This is a genomic window from Corallococcus sp. AB049A (assembly GCF_003668885.1).
GTDB lineage: Bacteria > Myxococcota > Myxococcia > Myxococcales > Myxococcaceae > Corallococcus > Corallococcus interemptor.
In genome coordinates, this window is the sequence record NZ_RAWL01000169.1 from 1 (window position 1) to 17,205 (window position 17,205).

Below are 17,205 nucleotides of genomic sequence, written 5' to 3' on the forward strand. Positions count from 1 at the left end.
AGGGCGATCCGCTTGGCCGACCCCAATCTCGTCAGCGCCGCGAACTCGAGCACCGGCTCCCTGACGAACTCACCAGGGCGATCCGCTTGGCCGACCCTCACGCGATCCATGCCCCCGGTCCTTGACATCCAAGGTTTCAGGTCGTGGCGCAGCCGCTCGCCCCCGCCGGGGAGATTGCACCTCACCGGTCTGACATGCCCTCTCGGCCCCGGGGAAGGTGACGACGAAAAGTGCTGGGGCGGGCGGACGCTCGCATCACGGCTTCCAGCATCGCGAGCCTTCCTCCTGAGGTCGCTCATCCTCATGCTGTCGAGGGGAGGATGAGACAATGAGCGAAGCACGCGAAGCCGTGATGCGAGCGGAAGCAGGGGCCCACCTCCTGCCGGGCGCCATGGAGCGCTTCTCGGGGTGGGGGCTCATGGGGCTGACGTTCCGCTCGGGCGACATCCTGGCCACCCGGCGCTTCCCCGCGTCATCCATTGGGCCCGGCTATACGTCCGTCTGGCACCGTGCTCCCGATGGAGCCTGGACGTTCTACGCGGATGTGAGCCCCGCGACGGCCTGTACCCGCTACTTCGGGGAGGCGGTCGAACGGGCGGTGGTGAGCCCGATTGAGATGGTGTGGACCGCGGAGGACACGCTGGTGGTGCGTATTCCCGAGGCTCGCCTCCGTGCTGAAGTCGTCGTCGGCAATACCCTGGCGAGCAGGGCGCTGAACCTGATGGCGGCGGGCCTTCCGGAGTGGGCGTGGCGCAACCCGAGCGTTCTCGAGCGCATGTCGCACGTCGCGGGCCCCTTGCTCCACGCCGGCAGGCTCGCCATGGCGGGCGAGGCGCCCAACCACCAGCGCTTCATCGCCAATCCGCGCAAGGTCTGGGTCGTCAAGTCGGCCCGACTCGTGGTGGGCGAGCGCGTGGTGACGGACGTGGGACCCGTCACACCCCAGGCCCGGCTCGGGGACTTCTACATTCCGCAGCGGGGCCTTCTTGCCGTCGGGAACGCGGCCTTTGACGCGCTCGATCCGGCACACCACTCCACGTCGGTGTGCCGGGGGCTCCGCGCCGCTGAAGCCCATTGAGCGCTCCTCCCCGCGGAGCCGCGCCCGGGGCGGCTCAGTCTTGGGAGTTCTGCCTCCGCCCTCCCGAAGGCCGTCTCTCTCTTGGAGCAATCCCAGGTGCGCCCTAATCGCTCGCCACGGCGCGCTCTTGGGCTTCGGGGAGACGTCACCGCAGGCGTCCGCGATGACGTAGACCTCGAAGCCCTGGTCCAGCGTGGACAGCGCAGACCGACGATGCATATCGCGAAGGCGAAGCGAAGAGCCTGAGTCATCTGACACCTCGCGGTTTGATTTCGTTGGCGTCAGACGCCCCTGCAAGGCTTGCGAGCTCACCCCCAGGAGCACCGCATGTCCCTGTCTTCTTGCAAGACATTGGTTCTTGTTCCCCTGTTTCTGTGTTTCGCGTGCAGCCCCGAAGTCGAGCCCGTGGAGACGGAGGCACCCGCCGTCGAGGCGTCCCAGTCCTCCGCGCTCACCGTGTATCCCGCTGGCTCCCTGCTGACGGCGCGTTATCAACACACCGCCACGCTGCTCTCCAATGGCAAGGTGCTGGTGGTGGGCGGCGGGACTCCCACGGAGACCGCGACCACGGAGCTGTATGACCCGGCCACCGCCACGTCGAGCGCCGGTCCCTCGCTGAGCTTCGCGCGCCGCTCGCATACCGCCACGCTGTTGCAGGACGGCAGCGTGCTCATCGTGGCCGGCATCGGGCCGAGCGCCATCCTGTCCTCGGTCGAGCGCTATCAGCCCGCCACGAACACCTGGACCACCGTGGCCCCCCTGCCCCGCATCAGCTACGGACACAGCGCCACGCTGCTCTCGGATGGGCGGGTGCTGGTGGTGGGCGGCGTGGGCGGTACGTCGGGCGGCACGTCAGCGCACCTCTACGATCCGGTCGCGAACACCTGGACCGCCACGGGCTCGCTCCCCTCCGCGATGGGCTTCCACTCCGCAGTGCGGCTCGCGGATGGGCGCGTGCTCCTTTCGGGCGGCGGCGCCACCACCAGCCTCGCCCAGCTCTGGACGCCCTCCACGGGCACCTGGACGGTCGTGGCGTCAATGAACTACGCCCGAAGTGACCACACCCTCCACCTGCTCTCCAACGGGAAGGCGCTCGCCGTCGGCACCGAGCAGATGACGGAGGCGTACGACCCGGCCACCAACGTCTGGACGAACACCGGGAACACGGCGGTCCAGCACTTCTCCGCGCCGTCCGTCATGCGCCCCAACGGCACCATCGTCCTGGCAGGTGGCTCCTACAACAACACCACGGTGGAGCTGTACACGCCCTCCACCGGCGCCTGGGGCACGGTGGGGTCGCTCGCGCAGTCGCGCAGGAACCATCCCACTGTCGCGCTGCCGGACGGCCGCGTCCTGTTCCTGGGAGGAACGGGCACCAGCAGCACGGGCTCCATGGTGCCGCTGGCCAGCATCGAGAAGTTCGACCTGTCCCCTCCGCCGTGCACGCCGACGACGTGCGCCGCGCAGGGCAAGAACTGCGGCACCCTCTCCAACGGCTGTGGCGGCACGCTGAGCTGCGGCACCTGTGGCTCGGGGCTGACGTGCACCAACAACGTCTGTGGAACGGGCGCTCCCTCCTCCTGCGCCCATGACGTGTGCACGTCTGGCACCGCGCTGAGCAACAGCTGCGGCACCTGCGCGAACAAGGTGTGCACGATCGATCCGTTCTGCTGCAACTCGGCCTGGGACAGCATCTGTGTCAGCGAGGCCAACAGCAACTGCGTCATCACGCAGCCCGGCTGCGTCGCGCAGTAGCCACGGGGCCCGACGCGTCCGGCCCACTTACGGATGCGTAGGGCCGCTTCACCCCGGGCCTGGAGCCACTGGCGGCACGGCGATGTCCCGTGCCCGCCAACCCCGGTACTGCTCCGAAGCGGATGGTCAATGACATCCCAGACAGCAGCAGCTTCACCTCGGGCTCGTCCTTCACCTCGTGCGGCACGACCTGCCATTCGCCGTACCGGGTCACCAGCACGTACGGCTCCTACAACTGCAGCAAGACCCTTCCGTACCTGAGCGGCAACAACACCGTCATCTGCACCCTGTGATCGACCGCGTGCGAAGGTGAGCTGACCTTCGTGGGGCGGCCACGCCTGGCATTGAAGTCCGCCATCCCCTCCCCCGCGCGTCAATGCCTTCCTCCGCGGGAACCCTGGCGCTGCTGGGCTGGGCGCTGTCGCTGGGGCTCGCCCTGGTCCTGCTGCGGCCGGGCCTGGAGACGGGCCCGTTGGTCTCCTCCGACTCCGCCATCCCGGTGTTGATGGCACGGGCAGCCCGGGTGGACCTCTTCCACGCGTACTACCTGGGACAGGACCGCTTCGGGGCATGGCCCTTCCTTCTCGCGCGGCTCGTGGGCGGACAGGACTGGTCCGCCGAGGAACTCCAGGCGCTGAGTATAGGTATGAGTGTTCGGGTAGCGGATGCAGCCCCTCCAGCTACACGGAGACGCAGAGCTGCGGCGGGGCCCCCGTCAACTGCCCCGGACCCCAGTACGGCGCCTGGAGCAGCTGCATCCGCAGCACCACCTGTGGCCCAGGCTACCAGGTCCGCGACGTCACCACCTACAGCTTAAGCGGAGGGGATGCCAGCCCAGTACCTGTCAGGACTACGCGGAGTGCCCGGGCAACCCCTGCCCCTTCGGCAGAGAGTGCGGCTGCGGTGGTGATGCCTACCTCAGTCCCTTCGAGTTCTGCCCGTAACGAGGCCTGAATCGTCCCACGTGGGCCTCGTGACGCGTTGTCGTCAGGAGGCCCCGTCGCTTGATTTCGCCACCCCGCCAGTAGAGCATTTCCTCGTGGCGCGTCTGTCGTCAGCTCCCAGGAATCTGAATGTACAACTTGCTCGTGGTCGCTCTTGCGGGTGAATGGGATTCGCCCTCAAGGACCTATACATGCGAACGAAGTCGCTTTCTTGAATACACGGAAGAGTACATCAGCGCTCAGTTCAAGAAACTCGATCCCGAGGCAGTCGCCAAGCTGTGTTCGTATCCGACGCTCTTTGCATACGAGGAGAAGGTCGACCTTCCCGCGAGGCTTGGCCGAATCACGAGGATCGCCGCCAGTCCCGGTGGAGTTACTTTCACATACCAGATCGACCCACAGGCCCCTTCTCTCAGTCGTGATGACCTGGTGGAAAACAGGGTCGGACTGGGAATCGGGCACGCCTTTGAGTTGAACCGTACCCATTGGGCCGTCAAGGACGTTGACCTCCTGGCGGCCATGCAGATCGTCCCCGCTCACCTGCGGCATCTGAACCTTATTCCCAATGCCAATTCGCTGGCGCTTGCGGCTGCCCGCTCCATTCTTGACGCCGCGATGCCATTCAACGTGAACATTGGGGGAGTGGAGATCCAGATCACTCCGACCCGAATGTTCAACGGCCCCTGGCCCGGCAACGTCTGGGGACTCGATGAGAAACGCGACGGGCCCTGGCCCCAGTCTCTTCTCCTCGACTGTGACTGGTCGACAGGTCACACTCAAATCTTCGTGGTGGCTCGACTGGCTGCGGGAACGCCATACGGAGGGCTGGTTTCAATCCTGTTCAGCATTCCCGGCACCTCTCAGCAACTGGTATGGGTGAACGTGGCCGCCCACTTGCGGGAAGGTGTTGGCTCCGAGGTCGAATACTCCGCCCTCGCCAGTCTCATCAATCGCATCCCGGACGATCCCCAGGAGCAGCAGCGCCGGCTGTGGCGTATCAGCACCATCAAGGCCCTGTTTCGGGACTCTGGATTGCCTCGTGCCTCGGAGTCGAGCCTCGATGCATTTAGGATCCAGCTGCCCGGCGGGCAGATCGTGCCCTCACCCGACGTCGTCTTCCGTCGGCTCGCCCATCTGGCCCTCCTCAAGTTGCCGTTCCTCGCGAAGAACCTGCCTGACGTAATTGAAGGCCAGCCCTACCTCGACCCTGAGAGCCCTCGTTGGGTGCCACTGGGGATGCCTGGCGACATAACGGTCGTGGACGAAGCACCGCCGGAACTGGCGGGAGAGGACGTCGGGCCTGAAGGCCCCGTCTCTCCCCTGCCAGCCGATCCGCAGCGCTGGTTGGATTCCGGGCTCGACCTGCAACTGGTGCACCTCCAGACGTTGATCCAGAAGCACCAACTGCGGGTTCCGGAGTCACTGGTCGCCCAGCTTTGCGCCGCGCTTCGCTCCGGAAAGCACCTGCTGCTGGTGGGGCCTCCCGGCACCGGCAAGACGGAGCTCGCGACGGCGGTCGTGGAGAGCGCCCGGGACGCGGGCTATTGCCATGGGGCCTTCGTGGCCACGGCCTCCGCGGACTGGAGCACATTCGACACCATCGGTGGCTACGCGATGGGCAAGGACGGCCAATTCGCATTCAGGCCGGGTGTGTTCCTGCGCGCGCTCGATCAGCGGAAGTGGCTCCTCCTGGATGAAATCAACCGCGCGGACATCGACCGGTCCTTCGGGGAGCTGATGACCGTCCTGTCGGGTGGGCGGACGGATACGCCCTTCACGCAGCCGAACGGTCTCACCATCTCCATTGGCCCAGGGGAGGGCGACTCCCACAGGATGCCTCCCACCTTCCGCGTCCTCGCGACCATGAACACCTGGGACAAGACGTCGTTGTTCCGCCTGTCCTATGCCGTTCAGCGCCGCTTCGCGGTCGTGTTCATGGGGCCGCCCCCCGACAGCGTCTATGCCCAGCTCCTGGATGACCATGCCGGATCGGAAGGCACCGCCCTCCCACCGCTTCCGGCCGAAGCCCTCGAGCGAATGAAGCGCCTCTTCCGCGTCGCGGGGTTGCTCACCCAGCGCGCGCTGGGGCCCGCCGTCGCCATCGACATGGTCCGCTACCAACGGCACCGTGACGCAGCGGGGACTGGCTTCGCGGAGGCCCTTGCCCTCTTCCTGCTGCCGCAGCTGGAAGGCCTCGACACCGACAAGGCCCTCGAGGTCTTCCGCCTCCTTCACGAGAACACCCGGGACTGGGCTCCGCCTGATGCCCTCGCGGAGCTCCGCGCTCGGTTCCAGGACCTGTTCCCGTCCGCGACCCTTCCTCCGGCATGAGCACCTGGGAAGAGGAGCTGAAGAAGTACTTTCCGGGATACCTGCTTCCCTCGGCGGGACATCATGCCCTTACGCGGGAGGCCGCCTCACGGTTCCTCGACCGGATCACGGGCAAGAGCGACACACTGAAGCTCCTGCTCGCCGCGAGCGCGCTCGCTCCCGTCGCAAAGGAGGTGCGCGAGTTCTCCAGGGAGCTTCCCGCTGTGGCGCGCGTCCTCCCTTCGCGCACGGAGATGGAGCAGGTGGATAGTGCCGGTCAGATCCGGGGGCGCCTGGATGTGCCCGGGACGTTCCGGAAGAACCTAGCGGGAGGTCCACCGCGCATCGTCTCCCGTATCCGCACGCGTGACTTCGACCTGCCCGAGAACGCCCTGCTCGTCGACGTGGCCCGCCGGTTGACGCAGGTCCTGGCGCGGCTGGAGGACAGCGGTGCATTCGCTAAGGACACGAAACGGGGCTGGGCCCAAGGCTTTCGGGGGTCTTCCGACCGGATCCGGCACACCCTGGATTCGAGCTTGCTACGGGAGGTCTCGCCGCAGTCCATCGAAGCCCGGCATGAACAGGCCGCACGAACGGCGCTCCATCCCGCCTACAAGCTCGCGCTCCGGCTCCACGAGTCCATGAAGGACATCGAATCGAGCGCGTCCGTTGATCTCCACGGCCTAGTGGCGGCGGGGGCACTTCTTCCCCTGGAGGAATCGGTTCGCTTCGAGCTCGCGGTCCTGATCCGGCTGGGCCGTGAGATTGAAGCGGCACTGGGCCCGGAGAACCTCACGGTCAGTCGCGCGTTGATCGAGAAGGACCGCAGTCACGTCTTCGAGTTCTCCGCCAACGGCAACAGCCTCCGCATCCACTACAACCACGCGATCTTCAATGAATTGGGGGCCCGGGATCGGGGCATCCAGCACTACTTCGGAGAGCAGGGGCGCTTCCGCCCGGACATCACGCTGGAGCTGCTGCGCGCTGGCCAGCGCGTCCGAGCCGTGATTGTCGAGGTGAAGTACTCGGACAAGATGGACTATCTCAAGCAGGGCTATCAGCAGGCGCTGCTCTACCGCGCGGAGTACGCTAAAGACCTGTCCGGCTGGCCCAAGGCCATCCTCGTGGTGTCGAGTGAAGGTGCCATCGTCGGCGCTCCTCGGCGCGAGGACGACGTCGTCGCGGTGGGCTGGAGCCAGTGGGTCCCGAGGGCCGTCCTGGAGGGACTGATCGACGGCTTTGCCAATCCGAACCCTTGAGCAAGCCCCTCCCACTCACGGCGCGGCTCTCTGGGGCTGAGCGAAGGACATCCCATTGCCCACCTGACTGACTTCAATCCCATTGAGCTGTGATGGAGGGGCGCCGGGGGACGGCGAAGTCGCTGACGTCGGGCACAGGCCACTCCAGCAAGGCTTGCGTTCCGGTCCGCGCCTCGAAGCGACGGGTGAATTCCTTCAGTGGCTCCGCGGTGAACTGCTCGCGGGGAAATCCCCGTCGCATGGATGGCTCGCTCGATGGCCTCGGGGACGCCCTCCACTTCGGCGAGCAGGTCCATGCATGGCAACTGCTTGAATCGAAGGGTGGCATTGCCGAGCACGTGCCAGGCGACCTCCCTCGCGATGCACTCGCTCTTCGCGAAGCCCGTGCGCTCGAGAATCTCCTGCAGCGTCGCTTCATCCTCCACGCGGGTGTTCAACTCCTCTCGGAATATAGGAAGGATGGAATGCCTGTTGAGGGGTGGCGTGCTGGAGCGCCGGGGCCGAGGAGGGCTGCTGACAGGGGCCGCCCGAGCAGCGCACCCGGTCGGTTGAGAAGCCGCTTGAGCCCCTTGAGGGACACGCCTGCCCAGCTCGCCCTCCCATGAGGTGCGCGGCAGAAGCCTGGGCCTGTTGGCGCTGGGGCTGCGTAAGCCTCAACACACTGCGGCCTGGGGTGGCCCTCACGCCGGGGCCAGGCTCGCACCGGCCGCAGCAATCCCAGGTACTCCAAAATCGCTCGCACCCCTGCGGCTTGCTTCACGTATGCCAAGACCCGCCGCCTGCCTCCACACCTCACACAGACGAACATGTCGAAGTCGAACGTCCTCCTGAGCAACCCCTCCCAGTCCACTCGCGGCCTCCTCCTCTTCTGCTTGGGGGACCAAAAATGGCCGCAGTTGCGCGCCTGGAGCGAAGACGCCGTGGAACCTCGTGAGGTTTGTCCGAGGCGCAGGCGCCAGCGACGCCACACGCCGTAAAAGTCCCAGCCCGGCAAAGAGCGGGCGCGTGGTGCCGTCCGGCAGCGGGCGCTTCATCCGCCAGGCGATGCAGCCATCCTGCACTCGTGACAACCGCTCCAGCCCCAGCGCGCCCCGTAGCGGCATCGCCGCTCCAGGCCCTGCCTGCTGCGGGGTGCCGTCCTCCTCCTGAACGCCGGGGAACGGCGCTGAGAGGGGTCTCCCAGGGCAACAGGATTCACCGGAGAATGAACGCCCAGGGTGCTCTCCCTGCACCCTGGGCCATCCACTCGCCCGGTCGGGACTACGCCTTCCGGAGCCCCAGGACTTCGCCATAACCGCCGGGGATGAAGAACTCGTGCGCCTCCATGCCCAGGATGCGCAGCGCGGTCGTCACCGCGTCCGCGGAGCGGGGCACGCGCTTCGAGGCCTGGCCGTTCTCCTCGATGATGTCCACCGGGACTCCGAGCCCTCGCGTCGTGTACGAGCCCACCTGCCGGTTCCCCGCCACGTTCCCGCCCGCGAAGCAGATGGACGTGTAGGGGTGGTGATCGTCCGGCAGGTAGTAGCTGCCGTCGCTGCTCCGCGAGGCCCAGCTCCGGCCGAACTCGCTCATCACCAGCACGAGCGTGTCGTCGAGCAGCGTCTTGCCGGGCTTGCCGGGCGCGGGCGCGGCCTTGAGCTCGCCGAGGAAGCGCGCGACGTTGTCCATCATCCCGCGGCCGTGCGCGCAGCTGTAGCCATGGCCCAGGCCGCTGTGCGTGTCGAAGTCCTGCTGCAGCGAGACGTGCACCGAGGTGCAGAGGTCCGCCTTGAGCAGGCGCAGCGCCATGTCCATGCGCGCGTCGAGCCCCGTGAGGTGGAAGTTCGCGAGGCCGAAGGAGTACGTGAACGACTGGTTGGACAGGTAGCTCGACAGGTACGCGGGGCGGTTCGAGGTCATCATCTCGATGCCCTGGGTCTTCTCCAGCACGGACACGACGTCCGTCGCAAGCACGCGCGACACCGACGACAGCGAGCCGTGCAGCCCCTCCAGGTAGTTGTCCACCTTCGCCGTCGAGCGGCCCAGGAGCTGCTGGGCGCGCGTCAGCGAGAAGCGCTCGATGGCCGTCGTCTTCAGGTTGCCCCCGGTGGGCTTCCCGCGCGCGTCCAGCTCGGGCGCCTCGGTGCGCGCGTCGAGCCCCGTCCACCACGCGTTGTCCGAGGGCTTCGCCGAGAGCATCGGCTTGAGCGCCTCGATGGATGGCACGCGCAGGGGCGAGGCGTGGGAGGGCAGCCCCATGCCCACCGGCATGCCGCGCTCTCCGGTGACGACGACGAAGGGCAGCGGCCGGCTCTCGCGGTACTTCTCGTACAGGTGGTTCGCGATGACCGAGTGCACGGCGGGCGCCCGGTAGTCCGCGCCCGCGACACCGCACATCGCGGAGATGAACGCGCTCGAGTGGTCGTTGGTGCCCTGGTCGATGCCGTGCAGCACGCTGAGCTGATCCGCCAGCGCGAAGTGCTGGTAGCCGTACATGAGCGGGCTGTAGCTGCCGCGCGCGGCCGGGTCGGCGGGGTTCCACGACTGCCACGTCCGCAGCGGCTTGTAGGAGCCGTTCGGAGGCGCGAGGTTCACCAGCTGGTTCGCCTGGAAGAAGACGGGCTCGCCGCTGTGGTTGGAGGGCGTGGGGACGCAGAGCGGGATGTCCGCGTCCTCCATCGGGGTGAAGTAGTACGCCGGCCGGTAGCCGCCGGGGATGTAGAGCACCACGAGGCGCGAGGGGACGTCGACGTCCGCGGCGTGCGCGGTGCTCGAACCGAGGAGCCCCGCGCGCTCGAGGAGCGCGAGCTGTCCCGCGCCGAGGGCCCACTTGAGCAGGGTGCGACGAGAGGTGTTCGGCATGGTGTCCTCGCTCAGTAGGTGATCCACATCGGGTGACGGATGAGCGCCGCGCAGACGCCAATCCAGGCGAGGCGCGTGTTCTGCGCCTCCAGCGGCAGGTAGACCTGCTCGTACAGCACCTTGGCCTCCGCGTCCGAGGGCGGCTGGCCGAGCATGCGCAGGTAGAGCGAGCCCAGGTTCTTCCGCACCGCGTCCGGGTTGCTCCTGGAGGTGTCGGCGAGCGTCACGTAGCGCAGCACCGCCGGGTTGTTCTTCTTGTCCACGGCGCGCGCGCACCACGCCTGGGACATCTGCACCAGCGTCTGCGCGGCGGACGGACCGAAGCCCACGTCCCGCTTGCGGTACAGGAGCGAATTGCCGCCGCCGAGCGCCTCGAAGCGCTCGACGCTGCGCGAGTCGGAGACGTACTCGCCCGAGATGCCGGGGGCCCAGTCCCCGGGCCAGATGAAGAACTTGCCACCGTTCGCCACGTACGGCTTGTTGCGCCAGTTGGGGTCGGTGGTGCTGACGAAGTCCTCGAGGGTGAGCCCGAGCTGATCCATCAGGCTGAGGATCATCTCCTCGGCGGTGAGCCGGCGGACGCTGAACTCCCCGGCCACGGGGGCCTCCAGTTGCGCGGGCGTGGCCGGCAGGTTGCGAATCCAGTCCTCCACCTGCGCGATGGTCAGCGTGACGCGGCCGCTGCTGACGAGCTCGTTGTACGGCTGCCCGGGCGGCATCTGGGGATAGCTGCCGGGGGCCACGCCGTTCAGCAGCTGGATGAGCATGCTGTTCCCGGGGTCGCCGCGCTTCACGTACTTCTCGTTGTAGACGAGCCCGTTCTCGAAGGCGGTGAGCGAGGCGAAGAAGGGCTTGTTGCCGGTGAGGTGGCAGCCCTGGCACGCGGGCGCGAGCGCGAGACGGATCTCGTCGTTCTTGCTCACGGCCGCGCAGCTGTCGCCGCCCGGGTCCTCCGCGGAGTCACCGGGAGCGTCCCAGATCTTCCCGTCGCAGCTCACGGCGAGGAGCGCGACCGCGGCCAGCGCGGCGCCCCTCAGGGTCGAACGCAACGTGTTCATCACAGGCCCCTCCGCAGCTCGGGCTGTTCGAAGAGGTATCGGAGGAAGGGTTTCAGCTTCCGGTCGCCCGCGACGAACTCCCGCGCGAGCTTGTCGATGAAGCCCTTCTCCGTGGCCGGGTTCAGGTCGCGGCCGATGAACATCGAATACATCTTGCGCGCGACGCAGCGGTCGAACTCGCCGGAGCGCACGACGAGCTTCCCGAAGCCGAGCGGCCCCATGGTGCCGTCGCCGTGCTCGCCGAGCAGCGTGTACGTGTCCGGCATCGTGTCGAGCAGCACCGCCTCGGGGTTGGCCTTCACCTGCTCGGGGGTGACGGGCGTGAGGAGGGTGTTGGGGACGAACGCGTTCTTCCAGCGGTAACCCGGCGAGGTGCCGGTGTACGGGTACTGCCCGGACAGCCACTCCTTGGTGATGCGGTAGCGGCCCACGCCCGGCATGAAGGGCCACGGGACGTAGAAGCTCTGGGCCGGGTTGAAGTCCCAGCGCTTGAAGGAGATGGCCGCGGGGTCGAGCGTCCGGTGGCAGTGCAGGCACGTGCCGCCGGTGCCGGGGTCCACCTCCAGGGGCGGGAAGTGCACGTCCGCGGGCGGTGGCGAGAAGCTCTGGCAGGCGAACATCTCAAGGAAGCGCGCGGCCCGGACGCGCTCGCGCGGGAAGGACGACAGCGAGCCGATCATGGTGAGCACGCCCGCGGTAGGGAGGCCCTGGGGCGCGTCGGTCGTGGTGCGTGGGTCGAAGCGGTAGGTGCGATCGATGCTGCCGGAGCGCGCCCGGTCCGGGGTGAGCGCGAGGTGGAAGGGCTCCAGGTCCTCGACCACGAACTCGCGCCACGCCTGCGGATCATTCGGCGTGGGGTGCAGCGGGTCGCGCGGCGCGTTGTCCGCGTCGGGGCGCCACCACGTGGTGTTCTTGTCCAGCGCGCTGTTGCCCATCTGCCGGCCGAAGCGCACGTACAGCGCGCGCAGCCAGTTGGTGCCGACCGAGTAGTTTCCGAGGATGAGGTCCGAGAGCGGCCGGTCATGCCACGCGAGGTGCGCGAAGAGGCGCGCGGGCTCCTCGTAGGGGTGCCGGCGCTGCATGCCGAAGTCGTGGTTGCTGTTGCCCTGGAGGCCGTAGAGCGGGCTGCACCACACCAGGTTCGGGCCGCAGCCGCACGCGGGGGGCAGCATGGGGTCGTAGTAGCCGCCGTTCGCGAGGCCGCAGTCGACCGGCTGGCCCTTGCTGTCGGTGACCTGGGTGACGTCGGAGCCGGCCTTGCCGAGCACGGTGACGGTCGTGCCCGGCGCCCACCAGGGCTCCACCTGGTGCACCTCGGGCACGGCGGGGTTGCCGTCGGCGTCCTGGTCCTGGCACTGCCTGGCCGGGTCCTTCGAATCGCCGAACTCGTGCACGGCGTAGTACGCGCCCGGGTGCGCGGTGTTGGCGGCGCACTTGAAGAGGTGGCCGGACATGTCGCCCTGGTAGGCGTCACCCGCCGCGCCGGTGGTGTATGCGCCCACCGCGAGCCACTCGTGGCCGAAGTTCACCATCCGCTCGTAGAACTTCGGCGAGGTGAGCGCGGCCTCGAGCGTGGAGCGCAGGATGGAGTCCCGCGCCTCGGGCGTGGTCGCGGCCGCCATCGCCTCGTACTGCTCGGCGGTGGGCGTCGTCCCCGTGAGACCGAGGACGAGGCGGCGCAAGACCCGCGTGCCGCTCATCTGATCATTGAGAGGGACGGCGGGGGGAGGTGCGTCGGGGCCACATTGTTGTGCGTGCGCGTCGACTCCGGTGAGCCCGGACGCCGCGAAGAGCACAGCCAGCAGGGCCGCGCGCTTCAAGTGCAAGTGCCAGTGCATATGCACGAACAATACACCGGGCGCATGACTCCATGAAACGGAAGCGAGATCCGGGCTACGGGTGGTGCTTGAGCGGCCTCAGCAGCTGCAGCGTGGCCACGGTCGTGAGTGATAGGACCACCCCGAGCCAATAGAGCCGGTAGGCGACAGCGGCCCCGACCGCGGCGGTGATCCAGATGCTCACGGCGGTCGCGATCCCCTGGATCTCTCCCCTGCCCTTGACGATGACACCGCCGCCGATGAAACCGATGCCGCTCAACACCGCCTGAAAGACATAGCCCTGAGCGCGCGCCTCGTCGGGGAAGGCCTGCTGCCCGATGAGCAGGAATGCACACGCTCCCATGGCGACGAGCGGGAACGTGCGCAGTCCGGGCGAGAGCGCCCGGTGATCCCGTTCCCAACCCACGGGCAAGCCCAGCGCGAAGGCCACCGCCAGGCGAACCAACATGCTCACATCCAGGCCGAGCCCTTCCACCGTGGAACCTCAGTCCTGATGGAGCTGTTCCTCGAGCAGCTCCGTCATGCTGCGTGGCGCGGCCTCTCGGAGCTCGAACTCCACCCGGTCGATGACCCCGTTGAAGCGGAAGGGCAAACGGTCGCGGTAGCCGGGCCAGACCGGGGAGAGCGTGTCCTCTCCGATATCGAGCGTCTCGCCGAGGCCGAAGTACCCGGGCACCTGTCTGGCGATCCGCCCCTCCCCCACCACGGTGCCGTCGCAGAGGAGCCGCACCATGGCGGGCCCTCCGGGTGTCCCCGGCGTCTCGCAGGTGAACTCCATCCGGAGCTCGGCATCACCGCCAGGGAGTGCTGTCCCGGAGAGGACGTCGAAGCGCTCGAACCCGAACCAGTTGTAGTGGTAGCGCATCCGCCCGTCCTCCACGAACAGGCTCCACCCCGCGGTATCTCCTCCCAGGCACACCAGTACGCCCTCGGCGCCACTCTCGGGAAGCCTCGCGTGAAGGGTGATGGTGTGGTCGACGTTCGCCAGCTTGGGGCCGCTGCTCTCCGGGAGCCTCACCAGGCCCGAGGGAAGGAGCAGCCGCCTGCGGCCGGCGAAGAAGCCCGGCCTCAAGCTCACATCCGCGCGCTCCGCGAAGCGATCATCCAGCGGGAACACGTCGTGCTTCGCCGCCTCCAGCAGGAACAGGTCCTGAAGCTCGCGCAGCTTCTGGGGATGGCGGGCCGCCAGGTCCTCGGACTGACTGAAGTCCTCATCCAGGTGGTACAGCTCCCAGGTGTCCTCCTCGAAGCGGGCACTGCCCCGGGTGACCCAGGGGAGCCGCCCGTGCCGGCAGCAGGCAATCCAACCGTCGTGATAGAGCGCGCGGTTGCCCAGCATCTCGAAGTACTGCGTGGTGCGCGGGCTCTTCGCCTCCGCGTTGGCCCGGTCGAAGGTGTACGCCATGCTCACGCCTTCGATGGGCTTTTGCGGCACGCCATCCACGCTGACCGGCTCGCGGATTCCCACGGCCTCCAGGAGCGTGGGGACGACGTCGATGACGTGATGGAATTGGAAGCGCTTCTGGCCCTTGTCGGCGATCCACGCGGGCCAGCTCACGATCATCCCGTTGCGGGTGCCCCCGAAATGGGACGCCACCTGTTTCATCCATTGGAACGGGGTGTCCCCGGCCCAGGCCCATCCCACCGCGTAATGCGGCGTGGTTCCCGGCAGCCCCCACTCCCCCATCCGCGCGAGGCTCGCTTCGATGGGCGGTTCAATGCCTTGCATGCTGGCGGTCTCGTTGGGGGTCCCCGTCAGCGACCCCTCCGCGCTCGAGCCGTTGTCGCCGAGGATGTAGAGGAAGAGCGTGTTCTCGAACTCGCCCAGCTCCTCGAGCGCTTGGACCAGCCGGCCCACTTCGTGGTCGCAGTGCTCCAGGTAGTCCGCGTAGTTCTCCGCCTGGACGCGGAGCAGCGCCTGCGCCTGGGCATCGAGGCTGTCCCAGGCCGGTATCTCATCCGGCCTTGAGGTCAGCCTCGTGCCCGGGGCGATGACGCCCATTTCGAGCTGTCGCTGGTGGACGACTTCGCGGTAGCGGTCCCAGCCCATGTCGAAGCGGCCGGCATTCCGCCCGCGCCAGTCGAGAGGCGGCTGGTGCGGGCCGTGCGCCGCGGCGGGGGCGAAGTGCACGAAGAACGGTCTCTCCGGAGCGATGGCCTTCTGCGTTCGCATCCAGGCGATGCAGTCGTTCGCGAGGTCCCGGGTGAGCTGGTAGCCCTGCTCCGGCGTGCCCGTGGGATTGACGGGCGTCGTGTTCCGGTAGAGCGCTGGATAGAACTGATCCGTCCCTCCGCCGAGGAACCCGTAGAAGTAGTCGAAGCCGCGCCGGGTGGGCCAGTGCGTGAAGGGCCCCGCGGCGGAGGCCTGGTTCAGCGGAGTGGTGTGGTTCTTTCCCCACCAACCGGTGGCGTAGCCGTTGGGGGCAAGCAGCTCCGCGATGGTCGCGCAGCTCCGCGAGAGGATTCCGCTGTAGCCCGGATAGCCGGTGGCCATCTCCCCCACCACCCCGAAGGACGCCGAGTGGTGATTGCGGCCGGTGAGCAGCGCCGCCCGGGTGGGCGCGCAGAGCGCGGTGGTGTGGAACTGGCAGTAGGTGAGGCCCTGCTTCGCCAGCCGCTCCGAGGTGGGCATGCGCACGAGCCCGCCGTAGCTGCTCGGCCACCCGTAGCCCACGTCGTCCAGCAGCACGAGCACGATGTTCGGCGCGCCCGGCGGCGCCTTCTGGAAGCCGGGGGAGTCGGGTTGCGAATCCCTCCAGGTCATTCCAATCCTTGCATTCGGGAAGCGGTGCTCGGGCCTCGGGTATGTGTCCCGTTCAATCCGCCTTGGAGCCCGCCCCTTCTTCCTCGCCATCGTCGCGCGCCTCCTCCTGAGAGATGAGGACGACGAACAGGACTGCAAGCCACGGGTCCGGCCCGGCCATCCGCCTGTGTGACGCTCACGCGGGGCGCGCAGGCGAGTCCTTGCCCGGCGGCCTGGTCGCGCGGCCGTCCCGGAGACCTTGCGGTTTCATACGGGCACCGTGACCTTCAACGCATGGGGGTTGGACTCCTTCAGGCGCTGGCAAGCATCGGGATCCTGGTGTTCTCCGTTTGCACCATGCTCACCGTCGGACTGAGCCATACGCTTCGCGAGCTGTTGGGCCCGCTGCGCGACTCGCGTGGGCTCATGCGTGCGCTGCTGGCGAACTTCGTCCTCGTCCCACTGCTCGCGTATGGCGTGGTGCAGGTGCTTCCCCTGGACAGGTCCTACGCCACCGGCGTCATGCTCATCGGCACAGGGGCGGGGGCGCTCTTCCTCGTGAGGCTCACCGCGGTCGCGGGCGGCAACATGCCGTTGAGCGCGTCACTGACGGTGCTCCTCATGCTGGCCACCGTCCTCTACATGCCCCTGATGGTTCCACGGATGGTACCGGACGTGAGCGTGCGTCCGGCGGCCATCGCGCTGCCACTGCTGTGGACGATGATTCTCCCTTTGGGCGCGGGGCTCTACGTCCGGGCCCGGCACCCGACGCTGGCGCAACGGCTGCGGCCCGGGTTGGGCAAGCTCGCCTTGGTGGCGTTGGCCGTGCTGATCGCCGCGACCCTCGTGGCCAACTTCGGGGGCGTCGTGCGCATCATCCGCACAGGTGCCATCCTCGCTCCGCTGATCCTGATTCCGGGCGCCTTCGGCGTCGGCTGGGTCCTTGGCCGTGAGTACCGCGGAGGACATGTGGTGTTGGGTCTGGGCACCGGACAACGCAACATCGCCGCGGCGATGGTGGTGGCCACCCAGGGGATGGGGAATCAGGACGCCGAAGTGATGGTCGTCGTCTCCTCGCTGGTCGGGTTCGCGGTCCTCTTCCCGATTGCGTGGCTCCTCGCGCGACGCAGCCGCGTCAGGGTTTTGCGCCGGGCACCTGTAACGTAGGGCACGGCTCACCGATGCGACACGGATAGCGTGTAGGCGAGCAGCGCGACTCCCGCCAGCACCTGGAAGCCGAGGATGATGCGCGTGGGCTCGATGACGGGCTGCCACGACACCCTGTCTCCTCGAATGACGAAGGCACCGGCCGGGCGCGCGCTCAGTCCAAAGCCGGTGCCTTCCCCATGTCCCTTGCCTTCCTTCAAGTCACCCTCACC

General features: G+C 67.8%; 11 protein-coding genes and 1 pseudogene. 6 read left to right on the forward strand and 6 right to left on the reverse strand.

Annotated elements, in window-relative coordinates:
- Positions 1-328: 328 nt before the first annotated feature.
- The 5 genes from D7X55_RS44170 (at position 329) to D7X55_RS19310 (ending at position 7,346) form a co-directional block, all read left to right on the forward strand.
- Positions 329-1,078, forward strand: a complete 750-nt coding sequence (locus D7X55_RS44170; protein ID WP_199747009.1) for a hypothetical protein — start codon at positions 329-331, stop codon at positions 1,076-1,078.
- A gap of 405 nt (positions 1,079-1,483) precedes the next feature.
- Complete coding sequence (locus D7X55_RS19300) at positions 1,484-2,833, forward strand: kelch repeat-containing protein (protein ID WP_158626394.1); 1,350 nt, start codon at positions 1,484-1,486, stop codon at positions 2,831-2,833.
- 89 nt (positions 2,834-2,922) lie between these two features.
- A complete protein-coding gene (locus tag D7X55_RS42935) occupies positions 2,923-3,126 on the forward strand; it encodes a hypothetical protein (RefSeq protein WP_147468193.1) in 204 nt (67 codons plus the stop codon).
- 780 nt (positions 3,127-3,906) lie between these two features.
- Positions 3,907-6,108, forward strand: a complete 2,202-nt coding sequence (locus D7X55_RS19305; RefSeq protein WP_121723836.1) for an AAA family ATPase — start codon at positions 3,907-3,909, stop codon at positions 6,106-6,108.
- Positions 6,105-7,346: a hypothetical protein gene (locus D7X55_RS19310; RefSeq protein ID WP_121723837.1), complete on the forward strand. Its 1,242-nt coding sequence runs from the start codon at positions 6,105-6,107 to the stop codon at positions 7,344-7,346. Before D7X55_RS19305 ends, D7X55_RS19310 begins: the two co-directional genes overlap by 4 nt.
- Before the next feature lie 1,260 nt (positions 7,347-8,606).
- Here D7X55_RS19310 and D7X55_RS19325 read toward each other — a convergent pair.
- From D7X55_RS19325 to D7X55_RS19345, 5 genes are all read right to left on the reverse strand, one after another.
- Positions 8,607-10,187, reverse strand: coding sequence for a DUF1501 domain-containing protein (locus D7X55_RS19325; RefSeq protein WP_199747010.1), 1,581 nt, complete (start codon positions 10,185-10,187; stop codon positions 8,607-8,609).
- A gap of 11 nt (positions 10,188-10,198) precedes the next feature.
- Positions 10,199-11,245 carry a hypothetical protein gene (locus D7X55_RS19330; RefSeq protein WP_120547169.1) on the reverse strand — a complete coding sequence of 349 codons (1,047 nt, stop codon included), beginning with the start codon at positions 11,243-11,245 and terminating at the stop codon, positions 10,199-10,201.
- Entirely contained in the window at positions 11,245-12,927 is a 1,683-nt protein-coding gene (locus tag D7X55_RS19335) for a hypothetical protein (protein WP_167510779.1), read from the reverse strand. Before D7X55_RS19335 ends, D7X55_RS19330 begins: the two co-directional genes overlap by 1 nt.
- Before the next feature lie 211 nt (positions 12,928-13,138).
- Positions 13,139-13,531 (reverse strand): MgtC/SapB family protein, encoded by a 393-nt coding sequence (locus D7X55_RS19340; RefSeq protein WP_120547187.1) that lies wholly within the window; start codon positions 13,529-13,531, stop codon positions 13,139-13,141.
- Between the two features lie 36 nt (positions 13,532-13,567).
- Entirely contained in the window at positions 13,568-15,847 is a 2,280-nt protein-coding gene (locus D7X55_RS19345) for an arylsulfatase (RefSeq protein WP_233609933.1), read from the reverse strand.
- A gap of 336 nt (positions 15,848-16,183) precedes the next feature.
- Between D7X55_RS19345 and D7X55_RS19350 the strand changes: the two genes are divergently transcribed.
- Entirely contained in the window at positions 16,184-16,993 is an 810-nt protein-coding gene (locus tag D7X55_RS19350; protein ID WP_199747011.1) for a bile acid:sodium symporter, read from the forward strand.
- An 8-nt stretch (positions 16,994-17,001) separates the two neighbouring features.
- Here the strand turns inward: D7X55_RS19350 and D7X55_RS44720 are convergent.
- A pseudogene (locus D7X55_RS44720) lies at positions 17,002-17,205 on the reverse strand (hypothetical protein); the annotation flags it as partial.